This is a genomic window from Paenarthrobacter sp. NEAU-H11, from assembly GCF_050573415.1.
In the GTDB taxonomy this organism is placed as follows: Bacteria; Actinomycetota; Actinomycetes; order Actinomycetales; family Micrococcaceae; genus Arthrobacter.
Genome location: NZ_JBNZGA010000001.1, coordinates 352,971 through 372,470 on the forward strand (window position 1 = coordinate 352,971; position 19,500 = coordinate 372,470).

General features: G+C 64.9%; 19 protein-coding genes. 8 read left to right on the top strand and 11 right to left on the bottom strand.

Annotation, left to right across the window (positions count from 1 at the left end):
• Positions 1-26: 26 nt before the first annotated feature.
• The 3 genes from ACQ3DC_RS01610 to ACQ3DC_RS01620 all read left to right on the top strand — a co-directional run bounded on the left by ACQ3DC_RS01610 (position 27) and on the right by ACQ3DC_RS01620 (position 2,487).
• Positions 27-914 (top strand): glutamate ABC transporter substrate-binding protein, encoded by an 888-nt coding sequence (locus ACQ3DC_RS01610; RefSeq protein WP_157241701.1) that lies wholly within the window; start codon positions 27-29, stop codon positions 912-914.
• Between the two features lie 86 nt (positions 915-1,000).
• A complete protein-coding gene (locus ACQ3DC_RS01615; RefSeq protein ID WP_157241700.1) occupies positions 1,001-1,651 on the top strand; it encodes an amino acid ABC transporter permease in 651 nt (216 codons plus the stop codon).
• Positions 1,648-2,487, top strand: coding sequence for an amino acid ABC transporter permease (locus ACQ3DC_RS01620; RefSeq protein WP_157241699.1), 840 nt, complete (start codon positions 1,648-1,650; stop codon positions 2,485-2,487). The genes ACQ3DC_RS01615 and ACQ3DC_RS01620 overlap by 4 nt, the downstream gene beginning before the upstream one ends.
• Before the next feature lie 78 nt (positions 2,488-2,565).
• On the opposite strand, the gene dapE is transcribed toward ACQ3DC_RS01620, so the two are convergent.
• Positions 2,566-3,702 carry a succinyl-diaminopimelate desuccinylase gene (dapE, locus tag ACQ3DC_RS01625; RefSeq protein ID WP_321213992.1) on the bottom strand — a complete coding sequence of 379 codons (1,137 nt, stop codon included), beginning with the start codon at positions 3,700-3,702 and terminating at the stop codon, positions 2,566-2,568.
• A gap of 50 nt (positions 3,703-3,752) precedes the next feature.
• Between dapE and dapD the strand changes: the two genes are divergently transcribed.
• Both dapD and ACQ3DC_RS01635 read left to right on the top strand, forming a co-directional pair.
• Positions 3,753-4,775 (top strand): 2,3,4,5-tetrahydropyridine-2,6-dicarboxylate N-succinyltransferase, encoded by a 1,023-nt coding sequence (dapD, locus tag ACQ3DC_RS01630; protein WP_321213993.1) that lies wholly within the window; start codon positions 3,753-3,755, stop codon positions 4,773-4,775.
• Positions 4,776-4,781: 6 nt separating this feature from the next.
• Positions 4,782-5,639, top strand: coding sequence for a hypothetical protein (locus ACQ3DC_RS01635; RefSeq protein WP_430751386.1), 858 nt, complete (start codon positions 4,782-4,784; stop codon positions 5,637-5,639).
• A gap of 38 nt (positions 5,640-5,677) precedes the next feature.
• On the opposite strand, the gene ACQ3DC_RS01640 is transcribed toward ACQ3DC_RS01635, so the two are convergent.
• Both ACQ3DC_RS01640 and ACQ3DC_RS01645 read right to left on the bottom strand, forming a co-directional pair.
• The gene (locus tag ACQ3DC_RS01640) at positions 5,678-6,289 is read right to left on the bottom strand and encodes a hypothetical protein (RefSeq protein WP_157241696.1); all 612 of its coding nucleotides are present in this window, start codon (positions 6,287-6,289) and stop codon (positions 5,678-5,680) included.
• 101 nt (positions 6,290-6,390) lie between these two features.
• Positions 6,391-6,993, bottom strand: coding sequence for a TetR/AcrR family transcriptional regulator (locus tag ACQ3DC_RS01645; RefSeq protein WP_430751387.1), 603 nt, complete (start codon positions 6,991-6,993; stop codon positions 6,391-6,393).
• Positions 6,994-7,127: 134 nt separating this feature from the next.
• Between ACQ3DC_RS01645 and galE the strand changes: the two genes are divergently transcribed.
• Complete coding sequence (galE, locus tag ACQ3DC_RS01650; protein WP_157241695.1) at positions 7,128-8,141, top strand: UDP-glucose 4-epimerase GalE; 1,014 nt, start codon at positions 7,128-7,130, stop codon at positions 8,139-8,141.
• A 162-nt stretch (positions 8,142-8,303) separates the two neighbouring features.
• Here the strand turns inward: galE and ACQ3DC_RS01655 are convergent, their stop codons facing one another.
• The 3 genes from ACQ3DC_RS01655 to fdxA form a co-directional block, all read right to left on the bottom strand.
• Complete coding sequence (locus ACQ3DC_RS01655; RefSeq protein WP_157241694.1) at positions 8,304-9,590, bottom strand: citrate synthase; 1,287 nt, start codon at positions 9,588-9,590, stop codon at positions 8,304-8,306.
• Between the two features lie 241 nt (positions 9,591-9,831).
• Positions 9,832-10,983 carry a succinyldiaminopimelate transaminase gene (gene dapC, locus ACQ3DC_RS01660; protein WP_321213996.1) on the bottom strand — a complete coding sequence of 384 codons (1,152 nt, stop codon included), beginning with the start codon at positions 10,981-10,983 and terminating at the stop codon, positions 9,832-9,834.
• Between the two features lie 14 nt (positions 10,984-10,997).
• On the bottom strand, positions 10,998-11,324 hold the full coding sequence (gene fdxA / locus ACQ3DC_RS01665) for a ferredoxin (RefSeq protein ID WP_013601705.1): 327 nt from the start codon (positions 11,322-11,324) through the stop codon (positions 10,998-11,000).
• 136 nt (positions 11,325-11,460) lie between these two features.
• Here fdxA and ACQ3DC_RS01670 point away from each other — a divergent pair, with 136 nt between their 5' ends.
• Positions 11,461-11,700 carry a hypothetical protein gene (locus ACQ3DC_RS01670; RefSeq protein ID WP_321213997.1) on the top strand — a complete coding sequence of 80 codons (240 nt, stop codon included), beginning with the start codon at positions 11,461-11,463 and terminating at the stop codon, positions 11,698-11,700.
• A gap of 48 nt (positions 11,701-11,748) precedes the next feature.
• On the opposite strand, the gene ACQ3DC_RS01675 is transcribed toward ACQ3DC_RS01670, so the two are convergent.
• Entirely contained in the window at positions 11,749-12,558 is an 810-nt protein-coding gene (locus ACQ3DC_RS01675) for a hypothetical protein (RefSeq protein ID WP_157241691.1), read from the bottom strand.
• Positions 12,559-12,760: 202 nt separating this feature from the next.
• Entirely contained in the window at positions 12,761-14,689 is a 1,929-nt protein-coding gene (gene typA, locus ACQ3DC_RS01680; protein WP_157241690.1) for a translational GTPase TypA, read from the bottom strand.
• 268 nt (positions 14,690-14,957) lie between these two features.
• Here typA and ACQ3DC_RS01685 point away from each other — a divergent pair, with 268 nt between their 5' ends.
• Entirely contained in the window at positions 14,958-15,800 is an 843-nt protein-coding gene (locus ACQ3DC_RS01685; RefSeq protein WP_157241689.1) for an SGNH/GDSL hydrolase family protein, read from the top strand.
• Positions 15,801-15,867: 67 nt separating this feature from the next.
• Here the strand turns inward: ACQ3DC_RS01685 and ACQ3DC_RS01690 are convergent, their stop codons facing one another.
• Genes ACQ3DC_RS01690 through ACQ3DC_RS01700 form a run of 3 tightly spaced genes read right to left on the bottom strand, consistent with a single transcriptional unit; the run spans position 15,868 to position 19,449 of the window.
• Positions 15,868-17,574: an ABC transporter ATP-binding protein gene (locus tag ACQ3DC_RS01690; protein WP_430751388.1), complete on the bottom strand. Its 1,707-nt coding sequence runs from the start codon at positions 17,572-17,574 to the stop codon at positions 15,868-15,870.
• 11 nt (positions 17,575-17,585) lie between these two features.
• Complete coding sequence (locus ACQ3DC_RS01695; protein WP_157241687.1) at positions 17,586-18,530, bottom strand: ABC transporter permease; 945 nt, start codon at positions 18,528-18,530, stop codon at positions 17,586-17,588.
• Complete coding sequence (locus ACQ3DC_RS01700) at positions 18,520-19,449, bottom strand: ABC transporter permease (protein WP_321214001.1); 930 nt, start codon at positions 19,447-19,449, stop codon at positions 18,520-18,522. Before ACQ3DC_RS01700 ends, ACQ3DC_RS01695 begins: the two co-directional genes overlap by 11 nt.
• Between the last annotated feature and the right edge of the window lie 51 nt (positions 19,450-19,500).

Genomic DNA, 19,500 nt, shown 5'->3' on the forward strand with positions numbered 1-19,500 from the left:
CCACGGCCATCAATGAAAGGAATGTCATGAAGGCATTTATGACCCGGCGGAAATCATTCGTCGTGGCGGCCACCGCTGCCCTGGCCCTGTCCCTGAGCGCCTGCGGCGGAGGCGGCACGGGCACCACCACCAATCCCACTGTGGCCGAGAAGCCGTCCTTCGCTGCGGGCACCACCATGGAGAAGCTCTCCAAGGCAGGCAGCATCAAGATCGGCACCAAGTTCGACCAGCCGCTCTTCGGCCAGGTCGGCCTGGACGGCAAGCCCGTCGGATTCGACGTTGAAATCGGCAAGCTTATCGCTGCCAAGCTGGGCATCGCCGCGGACAAGATTGAATGGTCAGAGACCGTCTCCGCCAACCGCGAACCCTTCATCGAGCAGGGCAAGGTGGACCTGGTGATCGCCACGTACACCATCAACGACAAGCGCAAGCAGGTTGTCAGCTTCGCCGGACCGTACTACGAGGCCGGACAGGCCCTCATGGTGAACAAGGACAACGACTCCATCAAGAAGCCTGAAGACGTCAAGGGCAAGAAGGTCTGCTCGGTGACGGGTTCGACGCCGGCCGCCACCATCGTGGAGAAGTACGGAGCAGAGCTGGTCCCCGCCGCAACCTACTCCGCATGCCTGGAGCCGCTGCGCAACAAGCAGGTTGAAGCGGTCACCACCGACAACGTCATCCTCGCCGGCTTCGTGGACAAGGAACCGGACGCCTTCAAGCTGGCCTCCGACGAAACGTTTACCAAGGAGCCCTATGGCATCGGCCTGAAGAAGGACGACACCGAGTTCCGCAACTGGATCAATGACCAGCTGGAGTCCTTCGAAAAGGACGGAAGCTACAAGAAGGCCTGGGAGGCCACTGCCGGCGAGGTCATCAAGACTGCGCCCAGCCTGCCCGCAATCAACCGCTACTAGGCTGCCCGTTCGTTGCCGGGACCGGCCCGCCGGTCCCGGCAACGCCACGCCTTCACTTCCGTCCACTCCCAGAGCCGAAGGATCCTATGGACGTCATTCTTGAAAACCTGCCCCTGTACTGGAACGGTTTTCTCCGTACCCTCTTTCTTTCAGCCGTATCCGGGATCATCGCGCTGGTGTTGGGCACGCTCCTTGCGGCTGCCAGGGTTTCCCCGGTTGCTGCCCTGCGCGGCTTCAGCACCGTCTACGTCGAGGTTCTCCGGAATACACCCTTGACCATCGCCTTCTTCTTCGCGGCCGTCGTGCTCCCCCGCCTCGGGGTCAAGTTTGAGCAGTTCGAGATTGCCGCGATCATTGCCCTCAGTACCTACACCGCAGCGTTCATCGCCGAAGCTGTCCGCTCTGGTGTCAACAGTGTCCCGGTGGGACAGGCTGAAGCCGCCCGCAGTATTGGCATGAAGTTCAGCCAGGTGCTGTCCCTCATCATCCTGCCGCAGGCCTTGAGGACGGTGATCCCGCCGCTGATCAACATCCTGATCGCCCTGGTGAAAAACTCGTCCGTGGCCGGTGCGTTCTTTGTCCTGGAACTTTTCGGCTACGGCCGGCAACTGGCCAACGCCAACGGTGACGCTGTCATCGCGGTGCTGCTGGGTACTGCGTTCTTCTATCTGCTCCTCACCGTTCCGCTGGGCATCCTCGCCAGCACGGTGGAACGAAAGGTGGCGATTGCCCGATGAGCTCAGTCCTTTATGACGTTCCCGGCCCCAAGGCCCGGCGCGTCTCCCTGATCGCTTCGATCGCCGGTTCCGTGCTGATCCTCGGCCTGCTGGCGTGGATTGTGATGACCCTCGCGCAGCAGGGAATTTTCGAAGGCCGACGCTGGCAGATCTTCACCCGCGGCGACGTGTGGACCCTCCTGGCCAACGGCCTCGGCGCCACCCTGAGCGCAGCAGCCCTGGCGGCGGTTATCGCCTTCCCCCTGGGCCTGCTCCTCTGCCTGCTGCGCATCTCTGATGCGGCCTTCATCAGGATCCCCACCCGGGTGGTGCTGGAGTTCCTCCGCGGCATGCCCGTGGTCCTGATGATGCTGTTCGTCCTGCTGGGCTTCGGTACCTCGCCGTTCATTGCCGTTGTCACCGGCCTGGTGCTCTACAACTCAGCCGTGTTCGCCGAAATCATCCGGGCCGGCATCCAGTCGCTGCCGAAGGGGCAGCGTGAGGCCGGGCTGGCCATTGGCCTGACGAGCTTCCAGTCCCGCATGCAGGTCGAGCTTCCGCAGGCGATCCGTCGCATGATGCCCTCCCTGGTGGCGCAGATGGTGGTCCTGCTGAAGGACACTTCGCTCGGCTACATCGTGGCGTACGGCGAGCTACTGCGCGCTGTGCAGGTGATGGCGGACTTCCTGGGCACCCAGTTCCTGTTCCCCATCTTCTTTGTCGCCGCCGCAATCTACATCGCCATCAACATCGGCGTTTCCCGCCTCGCGGTGTGGATCGAGCGCCGCGGATCCAAGAAGGCCGCGGGCGGAATGGCCAAGGCGGAGCCCGCCGCAGTTGAGGCCGGAGCGCCCTAGGCGGTCCCACCGAAAGCAGCGGCCCGGATCGTAGGATCCGGGCCACTGCTTTTTAACGGGGTGCGAGGCCTGGCGGACCTAGCCTGCCAGCCAGTCCTTCAGTGCCCGCAGGCACGTACGAATGGCTTCAGCATCGACGTGCTCGTTGTCCTTATGCGCCAGCAGCGGGTCGCCGGGGCCGAAGTTCACCGCCGGGATCCCCAGCTCGCTGAAGCGCGCGACGTCGGTCCAGCCGTACTTGGGCTTCGGCTCGGCCCCCACCGCCGCAACGAAGGATGCCGCGGCGGGGTGGTGGAGGCCGGGCCGGGCCCCGGCGGCGGCATCGGTACGGACCACGTCGAATCCTTCAAGGAGTTCCCGCACCACGGCTTCGGCCTGGTCCGGCGTCTTGTCCGGGGCGAAGCGGTAGTTGATCTCCACCACGCACCGGTCCGGAATGACGTTTCCGGCAGTGCCGCCGTTGATCCTTACCGCGTTGAGGCTCTCCCGGTACTCCAGCCCGTCCACGTTGACTGTTCCCGGCCGGTAGGCTGCGAGCCTCTCCAGGACGGGCGCCGCAGCGTGGATGGCGTTGCGGCCCATCCACGCGCGTGCTGAGTGGGCAGACTCCCCCACCGTCGTCACCTCAAACCGGCTGGTGCCGTTGCAGCCGCCTTCCACCGTCCCGTGGGTTGGTTCCAGCAGGATCGCGAAATCGCCGCCCAGCAGGTCGCCGTGGTTCCGCACCAGCCGCCCAAGGCCGCTCTTGACGGCCTCGACTTCCTCGTGGTCGTAAAAGACAAAGGTGACGTCCCGCTTCGGCGAGGCCCCGTCGTCGAACATTGTGGCGGCCAGCGCAAGCTGCACCGCGACGCCGCCCTTCATGTCCGTCGCGCCGCGGCCGTACAGGATCCCTTTGCCGGGAACACCGGATCCCCAGGTGGAGGGCACGGTCCCCTTCGCACCATCCGCCAGGGGCAGCGGGACGGTGTCCAGATGCCCCGCCAGGATGACCCGTTCCGCACAGCCCAACTCAGTCCGGGCGATCATCGAATCCCCGTCCCGGAGCACGCTCAATTGGGGAATTCCCTGCAGCGCGGCTTCTATGGCGTCCGCCAGTTCCGTTTCATTGCCGGACACACTGTTGATGTCCATGATGGCGGCTGTAAGGAGCGCAACGTCCTGGCGGAGGTCGAGCGTCAAGGTGGAAGGGTCCGGAGTGGTTTCGGCAGTCACGAAGCCAGTCTAGTTCGGACCCTGTCGCTGCCCCTCGATAGACTGGGGCCATGACTGAGACTGCTTCTTCCGCCGTGCCCGAAACCTCGAACGCAACCACCGACGAACGCTCTGCCTACGGGTTCGGCGTGGCCACCATTTCCACCGGTGACGCCACCGTACTGGACGTGTGGTTTCCGGCACCGGCCCTCGGTGTTGCCGCCGAAAACCTGCGTTCCGTTGAGAACGCGGATGAGTCCCTCACCCTGATCGCCAAGAACGGCGCCGATGAGGACCGCGGCACGGAACAGAAAGTGGTTTTTGTCCAGATCCACCTCGATGAGGCCCCGGCCGATACCGCCGATGCGTACCTGCGCCTGCACCTCCTCTCGCACCGCCTGGTCAAGCCCAACACCATCAACCTGGACGGCATCTTCGGCAACCTGCCCAACGTCGTGTGGACCAACTTCGGCCCCGCCCCGGTGGAGGGCTTCGAGCTCACCCGCGCGCGGCTGCGGCGCCGTGGCGCCGTCACTGTCTACGGCATTGACAAGTTCCCGCGGATGGTGGACTACGTGGTGCCCACAGGTGTAAGGATTGCCGACGCCGACCGCGTGCGCCTCGGTGCCCACCTGGCCGAAGGCACCACCGTGATGCACGAAGGTTTCGTCAACTTCAATGCCGGAACCCTGGGCACCTCCATGGTGGAAGGCCGCATCTCGGCCGGCGTAGTGACCGGCAACGGCAGTGACGTCGGCGGCGGCGCCTCCATCATGGGCACGCTGTCCGGCGGGGGCAAGGAAAAAATCACCATCGGCGAGCGGGTCCTGCTGGGCGCCAATTCAGGCGTCGGCATCAGCATCGGTGACGATTCGGTGGTTGAGGCCGGGCTGTATGTGACGGCGGGAACCCGCGTCCGCATCCCGGGACCAAAGGATGAGGTGGGTGAAGACACCACCAAGATCGTCAAGGCCGCGGAACTGTCCGGCGTGCCCAACCTGCTGTTCCGCCGCAACTCCACCACGGGCGCGGTGGAGGTCCTCCCCCGCCAGGGCCAGACCGTGGAGCTGAACGACGCCCTGCACGCCAACTGATCCTTCATGGCACGAAGACGCAGCCTGCGCACCCTCGCGGTACTGGTGCTCACCCTGGCACTCGTAGCCGGCGGCATCTACTCGGCCGTGTTCTTCCTGCAGCGTTCCGAAACCCTCGTTTCGGAACGCTGCAGGGCCGTCATTGATGAACGGACATCCGAGCTGGCCCCGGACCAGGCCGTCTATGCCTCGCTGATCACTGCTGTTGCCGTGCAGCGCGGACTTCCGCCGCGGGCAGCAAGCATAGCGCTGGCCACCGCCATGCAGGAGTCCAAGCTGCGGAACATTGAGCACGGAGACCAGGCCGGCCCGGATTCGCGCGGGCTGTTCCAGCAGCGTCCTTCCCAAGGGTGGGGAACCGAGGCGCAGATCATGGATCCGTACTATGCAGCGAACGCCTTCTACGACGCCCTGGTAAAAATCCCCGGGTATGAGTCGCTGGAGATTACCGAGGCAGCCCAGCGTGTTCAGCGATCCGCCTACCCCGCCGCCTACGCGCAGCACGAGGAAATGGGACGGACTTTTGCCTCCGGCCTGAGCGGCCAGACGCCCGAGGCCGTCCAATGCACCCTTCGGGCGGCCGGCACCGGCGGCGACGCCGCAACGGTGTCCGCCGAGCTGGACCAGGCGTACGGCCCGCTGGAAACAACTGTCGACGGTGCGACCCTGGTGGTCGAGGCCGCGGGAAGCCAGGCGTGGTCCGTGGCCCAATGGGCGGTTGCCAACGCCAAAGGCTTTGAGGTCACCCGGGTCGAGGTGGCAGGCAGAAGCTGGAACCGTGCATCGCGGGACGGCTGGCAGGAATCTGCGGGTCCGGAGGGCGGGGTCCGGATCACGGTGGCGGCGGGAGACGCCAGCAGCTGAGGACCGGCGGGCTGCGGCCAAGTGGAGGAGGAAGGTTCCTAGACCAGGATCTCCACCACTGGCTGGACGTAGCTGCGGAATAGCTCCGGCTCGCCCATCAGCTTGTTGCTCATGATGATTTTGTCCGGCTCCATGTACCAGGCCCGCTGTTCGTTCAACGGCAGCTCGATGATGGTCAGCTTGAAGTCACGGGAATCACGGCCCACCTCCATCAGCCTGTCATCCACCATGTCCTCAAGAATCTGGTCAGCTCCAGTGGCAGCACGCTCCGCCTCAATCTCGGCGTACTCACTCCTGCGCTCCCGCGCCCAGGTAAGGGCAGCACCGAAATGAGCCTGCAGCACCCGCTGCAGCGCGGGCGAATTGCCGAAGGCCTCGAAGTTCGGCGGTGACAGTTCAGGGGACGTCTGGGGGTGGGCTTTGAGCAGCTGTTCCCACCAGGCTTCCCACTCCGTCTTCAGGGCACTCAAACCACCAACGTCGGCGGTCAGGTGCGAATGGTCGGCGCGGCGGACCTTGGGCGCTGCATGCGACAACGATGGCTGACCTGCCCCGTCAAGCCCTGCAGTATCCCGGACGTACAGGGCTATCATCATGGGCCCTGACGTGTCCGTGGTGATTTGCCACCTGGTGCCGCTTGTCTGATGCATCCGACGTCCTTCCGTGGCGTGCCCGCACCGGGGTTGGGTGACCGGGCAGCGCCCCCTGCTAATCAGTGTATTCCCCTCAATGCCCACGTTAGTGGCTGGCATCACATCCCGTCGAGGTGCCGTTCCAGGACGTCAACGCACATTTCGCGGGTCATCCATCCGGGTTGCAGCAGCGCATGCATGCACAGCCCGTCGAGCGTCGCCAGGAGGCGCTCCGCCTCCAGCACGAGGCTGTCCTGCGGCTCGTCCTGCGGCATTAGGGCACTAACCACCCGCCCCGCGATGACAGCCACCTCGCGGTGGCTCCGGTCTGCCTCAGCGGCAAGGAACGGCCTGACCCGTGCAGCATTCTTGAACGCCATCCAGGCGCACGCCTCCAGCGCCCGCTGCTCATCCAGGGGCAGGATTCCGCACAGCAGGGTTAACACTGCCTCGCGGTGCTCTGGGGAACCGGGCACTGCATCGTGTACCGCAGGCAGGGATGCTCCAAGGCGGCCCACGATGCGGTCCACTACCACTGCGAAGGAGAAGGAGAGCAGTTCCTCGCTCCCGGAGAAGTAGTGCCGGACGGAACCGACAGCCAGCCCGGCCTCATCGGCCACTTCCCGCAGCGAGGCCCGCTCCAGCCCGTCACCTGCGATGATCCGGAGAACGGCTTCGACCACGTCCTGGCGCCGGGCTTCGGCATCTACGATTTTGGGCACTACTTCTATTTAGCACGGATGTGTTCTTCCGCGGGGCGCGGCATGCCGTGCGGCCGCACTTCGGGCACTGTCCTTCTTGCCCGGCATCCGGGACGCAGCGGCGGCGGCACGTGTTGTTGGGATAGCGTTGAGGCATGAAAATTCTCGTCACCGGAGGCACCGGCTACATTGGTTCCCACACTGTTTTGTCCCTGCAGGAAGCCGGCCATGACGTCGTGGTCATCGACAACCTGGTCAACTCCAGTGAAGAGTCCCTCCGGCGGGTAGCCGAACTCAGCGGGAAGACTGCCGAGTTCCATAACGTCGACCTCGTGGACGAGGCCGCCGTCGAAAAGGTCTTCGCCGCCGGCGCCATTGACGCCGTGATCCACTTTGCAGGGCTGAAAGCCGTGGGCGAGTCCGTCCGTGAGCCGCTCAAGTACTACTACAACAACCTGGTAGGGACCCTGAACCTCATCCGGGTGATGGACCGCCACGATGTCCGGTCCATCGTCTTCAGCTCCTCTGCCACCGTCTACGGCGAACACAACCCCATCCCCTATGTCGAAAAGATGGAGATCGGGGCCAACAACCCCTACGGCCGCACCAAGGAGCAGATCGAGGACATCCTCTCGGACCTCGGGTCAGCCGACACCCGCTGGCACATTGCCCTGCTGCGCTACTTCAACCCGGTGGGCGCCCACCCCTCCGGCCGGATCGGCGAGGACCCCCAAGGGATCCCCAACAACCTGGTTCCGTTCATCGCCCAGGTGGCCGTGGGCCGCCGCGAAAAGCTCATGGTGTTCGGCGGCGACTATGACACCCCCGACGGCACATGCCTGCGCGACTACATCCACGTCGTCGACCTTGCCGAAGGCCACGTGGCCGCACTGAACCACGTGGCGGACCGCGCCGGCGTGTTCCGCTGGAACCTGGGCTCCGGCAAGGGCTCCTCCGTCCTGGAAGTCCTCCGCTCGTTCGAAAAGGCTGTGGGCAGGCCCATCCCCTATGAGATCACCGGCCGCCGCGCCGGCGACCTCCCGGCATTCTGGGCCGACGCAACCTCCGCCCTGGCCGACCTCAGCTGGTCTACCACCAAGACAGTGGACCAGATGTGCGAGGACCACTGGCGCTGGCAGAAAAACAACCCCCAGGGCTACGCCTCCTGACCTGCCCACCGATTGCTCCGCAGTTGTCGTTTTGGGACGCCTAAACGACAACTGCGGAGCACTCGATGGGATTAACGACGTCGGGCCCCCCACACAGGACCGTGGGCGGGCGGCGGCGTACAGGAGGCGGTGGGCAGGCCCGCACCGGCGAGGGAGTGGGGACTAGCGGACCGGGTAGTCGCGCTCGGGCTCACCGATGTAGAGCTGGCGGGGGCGGCCGATCTTGGTGTTGGGGTCGCTGATCATTTCGCGCCACTGGGCAATCCAGCCCGGAAGGCGGCCGATGGCGAACAGGACCGTGAACATCTTCTCCGGGAACCCCATGGCCTTGTAGATCAGGCCGGTGTAGAAGTCCACGTTCGGGTAGAGCTTGCGCTGGATGAAGTAGTCATCGTTCAGCGCCTTCTCTTCCAGGCGGAGGGCGATGTCCAGCAGTTCGTCGTTGCCGCCGAGCTTGGTGAGGATCTCGTGGGCCGTGGCCTTGACGATCTTGGCGCGCGGATCGTAGTTCTTGTAGACGCGGTGCCCGAAGCCCATGAGGCGGACGCCGTCTTCCTTGTTCTTGACCTTCTCCATGTAGTCCTCGGGCTTGGTGCCGTCGGCCTGGATCTGGCGAAGCATCTTGAGCACGGCCTCGTTGGCGCCGCCGTGGGCGGGGCCAAAGAGCGCGTTGATGCCTGCGGACACTGAGGCGAAGAGGTTGGCGTTGGAGGAACCCACCAGCCGCACCGTGGAGGTGGAGCAGTTCTGCTCGTGGTCCGCGTGCAGGATGAGCAGCAGGTCCAGTGCCTTCGCGACGACCGGGTCCACCTCGTACTGCTCCGCCGGAAGCCCGAAGCTGAGGCGCAGGAAGTTCTCCACAAGGTTGTGGGAGTTGTCCGGGTACAGCATGGGCTGGCCGATGGACTTCTTGTGCGCGTACGCCGCGATGACCGGGAGCTTGGCCATGAGGCGGATTGTGGAAACTTCCACCTGTTCTGCATTGAACGGGTCCAGCGAGTCCTGGTAGAACGTGGACAGCGCGGATACGGCCGAGGACAGGACGGGCATGGGGTGCGCGTCGCGGGGGAAGCCGCCGAAGAAGCCCTTGAGCTCCTCATGCAGCAGGGTGTGCCGCCGGATCTTCTGGTCGAACGTGTCCAGTTCCGTGGGCGTGGGCAGGTTGCCGTAGATCAGCAGGTAGGACACTTCGAGGAAGCTGGAGTGCTGCGCCAGCTGCTCGATGGGGTATCCGCGGTACCGCAGGATGCCCGCATCGCCATCGATGTAGGTGATGGCCGAGGTGGTGGCTGCGGTGTTCATGAAGCCGGGGTCGAAGGTGACTGCGCCCGTCTGCTTCAGCAGCTTGGAAACGTCGTAGCCTTCGTTCCCTTCAATAACCTGGATGCGCGGGAGCTTAAGCTCGCCTCCTGCGTGGAGCAGGGTCGCTGCGTTGTTGGTCTCAGTCATGGAGTCCCCTTCATGAGGCTTCTGGGCCTCTGTCGAAAGCTTGATCCAACATCAGGTGAGCCGCGCACTGACCCTGAGAACACAGGTTCCAACACCCGGGCTGCCTTCTTGTAGAGGGCCACCATTGATAGTCACTTAAAAAGTACCCGCTCCTTGGCGGGTGTCACTAATCCAAGACGTGGCTGAAGCCCCTAAAATAGGGCTCTTGTGGCGCGAGTCACACCATTGTTACGGTGCTGTTTTATTGCCGCGCCGCTGCCAGACGTGACACTGCGGCGTCGATGCGCTCGTCCGAACCCGTCAAAGCCACGCGGATGTAGCCGTTGCCCGCCTCGCCGTAGAAAACCCCGGGGCCCACAACGATGCCGCGCTCAGCCAGCCGTGCCACTGTGTCCCACGTGCTCTCCCCCGCCGTGGACCAAAGGTACAGTCCGGCGTCGGAATCCTTGATCTCCAGGCCGAAGTCCAGCAGGGCCGGGACCAGCCGATCGCGGCGTCCGCGGTACAGGTCCTTCTGCGCCTCAACGTGGGCGTCGTCTCCAAGCGCTACGCGCATGGCCTCCTGGACCGGGTACGGGACAATCATGCCTGCGTGCTTGCGGCTGTTGACCAGGTTGGGCATCAAGTCAGGATCTCCGGCCACAAACGCTGCACGGTAACCTGCCACGTTGGACTGCTTGCTGAGGGAGTAGACGGCCAGGAGCCCCCGATGGGAGCCTCCCGCGACCCGGGGGTCCAGGATACTGGGAACGGCCTGGCCGCCGCGCTGGACGTCCCAATCGCCCCACCCCAGCTCGGCGTAGCATTCGTCCGAGGCCACCACGGCGCCCAGCCCACGGGCCTGTTCCACGAGCGCTTTCAGGGATTCGACGCCCCGGACGCTGCCTGTGGGGTTGCCGGGCGAGTTGACCCAGATGAGCCGTACCCGCGCCCGCGTCTCGTCGTCGAGTTCATCCAGGTTGTCGGTCGCCACGGACGCGGCTCCGGCGAGGGTGGCCCCGATGTCATAGGTAGGGTATGCCACCTTCGGGCGCACGACGACGTCTCCGGGCTTAAGCCCCAGCAGGAGCGGCAGCCATGCCACGAGTTCCTTGGAGCCCACGGTGGGCATGATGTTGCGGGGATCGAGGCCGGTAACGCCGCGGCGCCGCTCAAACCACCCGGCAATCGCTTCACGGAGGGCCGGGGTGCCATGGACGGTGGGGTACCCCGGGGCGTCGGCGGCCGCCTTCAGCGCATCCTGGATCAGGGCGGGGGTGGGGTCAACCGGGGTGCCAATGGACAGATTGACCGCCCCGTCCGGGTGCTGCCCGGCCTTGGCGACATACGGCGCCATGGCCTCCCACGGGTAGTCAGGCAGGTCCAGGCCAAAGGTTCTTGCTGCTGCGGTCACGGTCCCTGCCCGGGTCAGTGGTCTTGGTTCTGCGGCGGCAGCGCGGCGATCATCGGGTGGTCCTTGCCCGTGTTGCCGATCTTCGCGGCACCTCCGGGGGAACCGAGGTCATCAAAGAACTCGACGTTGGCCTTGTAGTAGTCCGCCCATTCCTCCGGGGTGTCATCCTCGTAGTAAATGGCTTCAACCGGGCAGACCGGTTCACAGGCGCCGCAGTCCACGCACTCGTCCGGATGGATGTACAGCGAACGCTCACCTTCGTAGATGCAGTCGACGGGGCATTCCTCAATACATGCCTTGTCCTTGACATCTACACACGGCTGCGCGATTACGTACGTCACGTCCCTGGCCTCTCCACGTTGGTTCCGGCAACCCGCCGGTTCTTGCATCCGGCAACTGCGGCCGGACTCTTGACATCTGAGCCTATTATCTCCCAGCCCGTTCCCGCGAACCTAGCCGGGCACCTAGTATGAACTGGTGAGTCAGCCTATACCCGCTCCTTCCGGGTTCCTCTCCACCGCAACGCCTGGAACGAGGGTTGTGGTGCGCTACCGCATCGAGGACGGGCTCACGGATGCCCTCGGGCACCTCCTGGCCTGCGACGCCGGTGCGTGCACCATCCGCACCCGGCAGGCCGACGTCGTCATTCCCTTGGACCTGGTGGTGGCTGCCAAAGAAGTGCCACCGGCGCCGGAGCGGCGCCGGCCGCGCGCCTAGGGCGGCCCACGCTGCGCAGGGACAGTCCCCGCGCAGCGAACCCGGGCTTCACTGCGCAGGGCGGTACGTCGCGAGTGCCTGATGCACCATGTGCACGAACTTCTTGGGTTCGGCGAGCAGCATCTCGAACGTCACGCGAAGGGTGGGAACGCCCCGGACAACGGTAACGTTCCAGCGCCGCCTGTCCTCCCGGTACGCTGCGCGGCTGCTGTGGTGGGTGTAGCCATCCGTCTCGATGCCCAGCAGTCCGTCCACAAGAAGATCCAGGTGGCCCATCCCCGGAATATTGACCTGAAGTTCGACTGTCAGCCCCGCTTCTTCCAGCAGGTACCGGGCCATCGTTTCAATGATGGAACCCGATTGCGGCCGGATTCTGCCCACAAGTGCAAGAACGCTCTTCTCCCGCGCCGCTGGAAAGCGTTCCCTCAACGCCGGAAGTTGAACCACCCCCTTCTTCACCGCAGATTCCGCGATGGTCAGCGCCTCAAGCGGCGGCAGGCAGCGGAGGGATTGGCACACAAAATCCAAGGGCGTCAACGGAAGGCTGCTTCGATGGACCACGCAGCCCGGAACTGGCCTCCCGTGCCGGGCGGCCAGATGCGGTTTCTCCGGTTCCCTGACTACCCACAGCCCCGCTGCCAAGGCGGCCGTGACACAGCCCGGAACCGCGTAATGGCGGCCGGCATGGATGAGCACGGGTTCTGCCTGCGGCAGCGCGTACATTCCCCTGGCAACCCTCTGGACGGAGGCGTCAAGCACACCGGCTTCAATGAGGCGGCGGGGAACTCCGGCTTGCCTGAGTGAGCTTGCGCTGGCGACTCCCCCCAATGCCGCCAATGCATCAATGACAGTTCGCATGGGTGCATGCTGTCCGGTCCGAGGAGTCCGACCCAGGGCCCGTGCCGGCCATGTGGAAAACCGCCGGGTGCGGTGAAGGCACCGGTCAGTGTACGGGGACTGCCCCTGCGCGCCGAACCCGGATATGACTGCGCAGGGGGGAACGCAGAATGCCACCGGCACGGGGCCGGTGGCATTCTGTGGAAGAAACTAGAGTTGGTTGCTAGACCTTGGCGCGGGCGCGGTTGGCCTTGGCACGCTCGTTGGTGTCCAGGATGACCTTGCGGATGCGGATGGCTTCCGGGGTGACCTCGACGCACTCGTCCTCGCGGGCGAATTCCAGGGACTCTTCGAGGGTGAGGTCGCGCGGCGGCGTCAGGTTCTCGAAGGTGTCGGAGGAGGCTGCACGCATGTTGGTGAGCTTCTTTTCCTTGGTGATGTTGACGTCCATGTCGTCGGCGCGGGAGTTCTCGCCCACGATCATGCCCTCGTAGACCTCGGACGTGGGCTTCACGAAGAAGGAGCCGCGTTCCTGCAGGTTGATCATGGCGAACGGAGTCACGACGCCGGCGCGGTCAGCGATCATCGAACCGTTGGTCCGGTACTCGATGGGGCCGGCCCAAGGCTCGTAGCCCTCGGAAATGGAGGCTGCGATGCCGGCGCCACGGGTGTCCGTGAGGAACTTGGTGCGGAAACCGATCAGGCCACGGGCCGGAACGATGAACTCCATCCGGCACCAGCCGGTGCCGTGGTTGGCCATGTTGGTCATGCGGCCCTTGCGGGCTGCCATGAGCTGCGTGACGGCGCCGAGGTACTCTTCCGGCACGTCGATGGTCATGTGCTCCATCGGCTCGTGGACCTTGCCGTCGATGGTCTTGGTGACCACCTGCGGCTTGCCTACGGTCAGCTCGAAGCCTTCGCGGCGCATCTGCTCAACCAGGATTGCAAGGGCGAGCTCGCCACGGCCCTGGACTTCCCAGGCGTCGGGACGCTCGGTGGGCAGAACCTTGATGGAGACGTTACCAATCAGTTCCTTGTCCAGGCGGTCCTTCACCTGGCGGGCCGTGACCTTGGCGCCCTTGACCTTGCCGGCCAGCGGCGAGGTGTTGATACCGATGGTCATGGAGATGGCGGGATCGTCCACGGTGATCAGCGGCAGCGGCTGCGGGTTCTCGGCATCGGTCAGCGTCTCACCGATGGTGATTTCCTCGATGCCGGCGACAGCGACGATCTCGCCCGGTCCGGCGGATTCTGCCGGCACGCGGTCCAGCGCCTTGGTGGCCAGGAGCTCGGTGATCTTGACGTTCTTGAGTTCACCGTTGGCGCGGGCCCAGGCAACTGTCTGGCCCTTGCGCAGGGTGCCGTTGTAGATGCGCAGCAGCGCCAGGCGGCCCAGGAACGGGGACGCGTCCAGGTTGGTGACGTGCGCCTGCAGGACACCGTCGGGGTTGTAGGTGGGAGCCGGGATGTGCTCGATGATGGTCTTGAACAGCGGCTCAAGGTCCTCGTTGTCCGGGGCTGCACCGTTGGCGGGCTGCTCCAGCGACGCGCGGCCAACCTTGGCGGCAGCGTAGACAACCGGAACTTCCAGGACCTTGTCCAGGTCCAGGTCCGGCACCTCATCGGCAAGGTCGGAGGCCAGGCCCAGGAGCAGGTCCATGGACTCGTGGACCACTTCGTCGATGCGGGCATCGGGACGGTCGGTCTTGTTGACCAGCAGGATCACGGGAAGGTGTGCGGCGAGGGCCTTGCGCAGCACGAAGCGGGTCTGGGGCAGCGGGCCCTCAGAGGCATCAACGAGGAGTACGACGCCGTCAACCATGGACAGGCCGCGTTCCACCTCGCCGCCGAAGTCGGCGTGGCCCGGGGTGTCGATGACGTTGATGGTGATGGTTTCGCCGTGGGAGGACGGACCGTTGTAGGCCACCGTGGTGTTCTTGGCGAGGATGGTGATGCCCTTTTCGCGCTCCAGGTCACCGGAGTCCATGACGCGGTCTTCGAGGTGGTTGTGCTCGGCAAAGGAGTTGGTCTGCTTGAGCATGGCGTCGACCAGGGTGGTCTTGCCGTGGTCAACGTGGGCCACAATCGCGACGTTGCGCAGGTCACTGCGCGATGCAGTGGCTACCGCAATGTTGGTGGTGGTTTCAGACATGCGTTATTGCTCGATTCAGTGGGTCAGCTGTAATGTATCGCGACATTTCCAACTGGAACGCACGACGGATCAGGCCCTTAGCACAGGGCACCTTCCCCAAGTCTAGCCGGTGTGCCTTTTATTGGCCTAAATTTTTCCGCCGACCGCGGATCCGGTGGCCAGCCAACCGCCGCGCCACGATGTTTATTTGTGGGCAAAATCACTGGCGGATCCGGCGGCGATGCCACATGATTGCTCTGACATACAGCGCAAGCGGGAAAGACAACAGATGCGAAATGCCTTGGCCGCTGCGGCCCGGTACCGCCGCCGTACCGCGGCGGCCGCCGTTGCGGTTATCGCCGTGGCAGGCGCCATTGTCCTCTCCGGCTGCGCCTTGCCCGCCCAGTCCGGCGAGGGTCCGGCCCTGGTGGACGCGGCGCCTGCCGTTTCGCGTGTCCTCAACCCCGGCAACGGCCGGCTTGAGGCGGTGGTCCCGGAGATCGGCAGGACCGTCCTCCTGATCGGCGATTCGCAATCGGAGCCGGCCGACGGCTGGCCGCGGCTGGGCCTGGCCGCTGCGGGATACCGGGTGTACTTCTGCGGCAGGGGCGGCACCGGTTTTGTCACGTCGAAGGGTGCCACGGGCAACTACATCGATGCGCTCCTGCGCGGCGACTGGCTGCTCCCGGCCGGCACGCCCGCGCTGATCGTGGTGCAGGGCGGCGGCAACGATGCCACCAGCGGAGCCAGTGACAGCGACATCGTTGCCAACGCTGAGCGGCTGATCGGGGAGCTCCAAAGGCGGTACCCGGGCACGCGCCTGGCGATGATCGGGACTCTGGCCCGCGGCGAAGGCCATGGCGGAGGCCGGCGAAGCGAGGTGGACGCCCTGCTGGGATCCGTGGCGGCGGACCACGGCCTGCCCTTCGTAGCCGTGGGTGACTGGCTGACCAAATACGGCCTGGTCCAGGATCTCGCGGACTCCGTGCACATGAACCCGGGGGGCCGCCGGGCGCTGGGTACGCTCCTTGAGCGCCGCCTCCGCGAACTGGGCCTGGAGCGAACGCCGACGGCGGACGTTGCCCCGCTCCTGGATGCCCGCACCGGAGGCGCAGGCGCGGGCCAGGACTGAAAACAGCAACGGCCGGCGCCGGAGTCCAATACCCCGGCGCCGGCCGTCGCGCGTTGGTGCCGCGTCGCTAGGCCACTTCCGGCGGCAACATCAGCTTGGCACCGGGAATGGCATTGAGCAGGGCCTTGGTGTACTCCTGCTGCGGCGATTCGAAGACGTCGTCCGTGGATCCGGTCTCCACCAGCCGCCCCTTTTCCATGACACAGACGTGATCCGCGATCTGGCGCACCACCGCAAGGTCGTGCGTGATGAAGAGGTACGTCAGTCCGAGTTTGGATTGCAGGTCCGCCAGCAGGTTCAGCACCTGCGCCTGGACCAGGACGTCGAGGGCGGACACCGCTTCGTCACAGATGATCACTTCCGGATCCAGCGCCAGTGCACGGGCGATGGCCACGCGCTGCCGCTGGCCGCCGGACAGCTCGTTGGGGTAGCGCTGCATGGCCGACTGCGGAAGGGCCACCTGGTCCAGGAGTTCCCGGACCTTTTTCTCACGGCTGGCTTTGTCGCCGATCTTGTGGACGCGCAACGGTTCTTCAATAGTGCGGAAGATGTTGTACATGGGGTCCAGGGAACCGTATGGATCCTGGAAAATGGGCTGGACCCGGCGGCGGAACTTGAAGAGTTCCGCCGGCTTCAGACCTGACGTGTCCACGCCATCGAACAGAATCCTGCCCTCGGTCGGCTTCTCCAGCTGGAGCACCATCTTGGCCACTGTGGACTTGCCGGAACCCGATTCCCCCACGATCGCCGTCGTGGTTCCGCGTTTGACGTCGAAGCTCACACCGTCAACGGCGGCGAAGTCCGAAGCTCTCCCGAAACCCTGCCGGAGCTTGTAGACCTTGCGCAGGTCCTGGATCTGCAGAACATTGTCTGCCTTTGCCGCCTCTGCGGCCGGGGCCAGGAGATCGGCCGTTTCCACGCCCTGTTCCTTGGCAGCCTGGATCCGCCGGCTGGCGAGGGAAGGTGCGGATTCGACAAGCCTCTTGGTGTAAGGGTGCCGGGGGTTTCGCAGCAGTTCCAGGGAGGGCCCTGCTTCCACGACCTGTCCCTGGTACATCACCACGACCTTGTCCGCCCGTTCCGCAGCCAGGCCCAGGTCGTGCGTGATCAGCAGTACCGACGTGCCCAGTTCCGTGGTCATGGTGTCCAGATGGTCGAGGATCTGCCGCTGCACGGTCACATCCAGCGCCGAAGTCGGCTCGTCGGCAATGAGCAGCCGCGGCTGGCAGGAGAGGCCGATGGCAATGAGGGCGCGCTGCCGCATACCGCCGGAGAACTCATGCGGATACTGGTTGGCACGCCTGTGCGCATCCGGGAGGCCGGCTTCGGCAAGTACCTTGGCAATGTCCTCCGGCCCGCTCGGCCTGCCGTTGGCGCGCAGGGTCTCCTTGACCTGGTAGCCGATTTTCCAGACGGGGTTGAGGTTGGACATGGGATCCTGCGGCACCATGCCGATGGTGTTGCCGCGCAGTTCGATCATCCGCTGCTCGGTGGCGTGGGCAATGTCCTCACCGTCCAGCAGGATCTGGCCACCGGACACACGGCCGTTATTGGGCAGCAGCCCGATGGCCGCCAGCGCCGTCGTGGACTTGCCGGAACCCGACTCCCCCACGATGGCGACGGTCTCACCGGGCATGATGCTCAGGTGCGCATTCCGGACTGCCTGGATGTCCCCGCCGCCGGTCTTGAACGTAATGGCCAGGTCGCGGATTTCCAGCAGCGGCTGGACGCCGGTGGCGCCGGCCTCGTCGATGCGGATTTGTGGAGTGGTCATCTCGTTATCTCTCATCGCTGACGGCTCTTGGGATCGAGGGCGTCACGTACAGCATCGCCCAGCATGATGAAGCTCAGGACCGTGATGGACAGGGCCGCGGCCGGATACAGCATGATTTCCGGCCTGGTTCGAATGGACGCCTGGGCGCCGGCGATGTCATTGCCCCAGGACATGATGCTTTGCGGCAGGCCGATACCCAGGAAGGACAGCGTGGCTTCGGCCACGATGAACACGCCGAGTTCCAGCGTGGCAAGGACGATGATCGGCGCGAGGGCGTTCGGCAGTACGTGCCGCACAAGGGCCCCGAATTTGGAGACGCCCAGGGCCCGCGCCGCAGTGACGAAGTCAGCGTTGCGTACCTCAATGACGGCACCGCGCGTGATGCGTGCCATCTGCGGCCACGCCAGCAGCGAGATGACAAAGACCACCGTCCAGACGCCCCTGTTCTCGCGGAACATGGGAAGCTGGGTGATGACCAGCGCGCCAAGGATCAGCGGCAGGGCGAAGAAGATGTCACCCAGGCGTGCGAGCACGGCGTCGATCCAGCCGCCGTAGTAACCGGCCAGGGCACCGATGGTGACACCGATGACCAGGACGCACAGCACGGAGAGAAGGCCCACTGACAGCGAGGCCTGGGTCCCGTGGATGACGCGGGAGTACACGTCGCAGCCCTGGAAAGTGAAACCAAAGGGGTGGCCGGCCATGGGTCCGCCCTCGGAATTGGCCAGTTCGCAGCCCTCGTTGGGAGCCACGGAGGTAAAGAGTCCGGGGAACAGCGCTATCACGGTCAGCATCACGATCAGCAGCGCGGAAATGATGAACAGCGGACGACGGCGGAGCTTGCGCCAGGCGTCGGACCACAGGCTGAGCGGGGCCTGGTCAGTCTTTACGGCATCCGTTGCCAGCAACGGGGTTTCGTCGATGGGCGCCACAAAGTGGCTGTTATTACTGGTCATAGCGGATCCTCGGGTCAAGCCAGGCGTAAAGGAGATCGACAAGCAGGTTGGCCACTACGAAGACCAGCACCAGCACGCTGACGATGGAAACGATGGTGGGACCCTCGCTGCGGAGGACCGCCTGGTAGAGCTTGTTGCCGACGCCGGGCACGTTGAAGATACCCTCCGTCACGATCGCGCCACCCATGAGGCCGCCGAGGTTGGCACCGAGGTAGGTCACCACGGGAATCAGGGAGTTGCGCAGGATATGGGCCAGGACCACGCGGGGCCGCGACAGGCCCTTGGCAGTGGCAGTGCGCACGTAGTCGGCATTCATGTTTTCGCTGACCGAGGCGCGGGTGAGGCGGAGGACATAAGCGAAGGACACCAGGCCCAGGACAATGGCGGGCAGCAGCAGGCTCCCCCAGTCGGCGTTGGCGCCGACGGTGGGTTTCGCCCATCCGAGCTTGACGCCGAAGACGAGCTGGAAGACGAAGCCCAGGACGAATGTGGGCACGGCGATGACCACGAGCGACGCCACCAGGACGGTGGAGTCGAACCAGCCGCCGCGGCGCAGGCCTGCGAAAACACCGAATGCCACGCCGAAGATCGCCTGGATAGCCAAGGCCTCAACGGCCAGCATCGCGGTGACCGGGAAGACGCGGGCCAGGCTTGCCGCAATGGGCTGGCCGGTGAAGTCGTTGCCAAGGTTGAACGTAAAGAGGTTCTTGAGGAACAGGCCGTACTGGACCCAGAACGGCTCATCAAGGTGGTACTGGCTGCGCAGCGTGTCGATGACGGCCTGCGGAGGCTGACGGTCCCCGAAAAGCGCAGCGATAGGGTCACCCGGGAGGGCGAACACCATGTAATAGACCAAAAGGGTGGTGCCGATGAAGACGGGGATCACTTGAAGGAGTCGGCGCAGAATAAAGCGGACCACCGGATCACCAGCCTTCCGGTTGGGAAGAAAACAGGTTCATTGGTGCCTTCC

Bases quoted from the DNA above. Each gene is read 5' to 3' on its own strand.
- ACQ3DC_RS01610 (WP_157241701.1), top strand. From the start codon at position 27: ATGAAGGCATTTATGACCCGGCGGAAATCATTCGTCGTGGCGGCCACC.
- ACQ3DC_RS01615 (WP_157241700.1), top strand. From the start codon at position 1,001: ATGGACGTCATTCTTGAAAACCTGCCCCTGTACTGGAACGGTTTTCTC.
- ACQ3DC_RS01620 (WP_157241699.1), top strand. From the start codon at position 1,648: ATGAGCTCAGTCCTTTATGACGTTCCCGGCCCCAAGGCCCGGCGCGTC.
- dapD (WP_321213993.1), top strand. From the start codon at position 3,753: ATGACTGAGACTGCTTCTTCCGCCGTGCCCGAAACCTCGAACGCAACC.
- ACQ3DC_RS01635 (WP_430751386.1), top strand. From the start codon at position 4,782: ATGGCACGAAGACGCAGCCTGCGCACCCTCGCGGTACTGGTGCTCACC.
- ACQ3DC_RS01640 (WP_157241696.1), bottom strand. From the start codon at position 6,289: ATGCATCAGACAAGCGGCACCAGGTGGCAAATCACCACGGACACGTCA.
- galE (WP_157241695.1), top strand. From the start codon at position 7,128: ATGAAAATTCTCGTCACCGGAGGCACCGGCTACATTGGTTCCCACACT.
- ACQ3DC_RS01655 (WP_157241694.1), bottom strand. From the start codon at position 9,590: ATGACTGAGACCAACAACGCAGCGACCCTGCTCCACGCAGGAGGCGAG.
- ACQ3DC_RS01675 (WP_157241691.1), bottom strand. From the start codon at position 12,558: ATGCGAACTGTCATTGATGCATTGGCGGCATTGGGGGGAGTCGCCAGC.
- typA (WP_157241690.1), bottom strand. From the start codon at position 14,689: ATGTCTGAAACCACCACCAACATTGCGGTAGCCACTGCATCGCGCAGT.
- ACQ3DC_RS01685 (WP_157241689.1), top strand. From the start codon at position 14,958: ATGCGAAATGCCTTGGCCGCTGCGGCCCGGTACCGCCGCCGTACCGCG.
- ACQ3DC_RS01690 (WP_430751388.1), bottom strand. From the start codon at position 17,574: ATGACCACTCCACAAATCCGCATCGACGAGGCCGGCGCCACCGGCGTC.
- ACQ3DC_RS01695 (WP_157241687.1), bottom strand. From the start codon at position 18,530: ATGACCAGTAATAACAGCCACTTTGTGGCGCCCATCGACGAAACCCCG.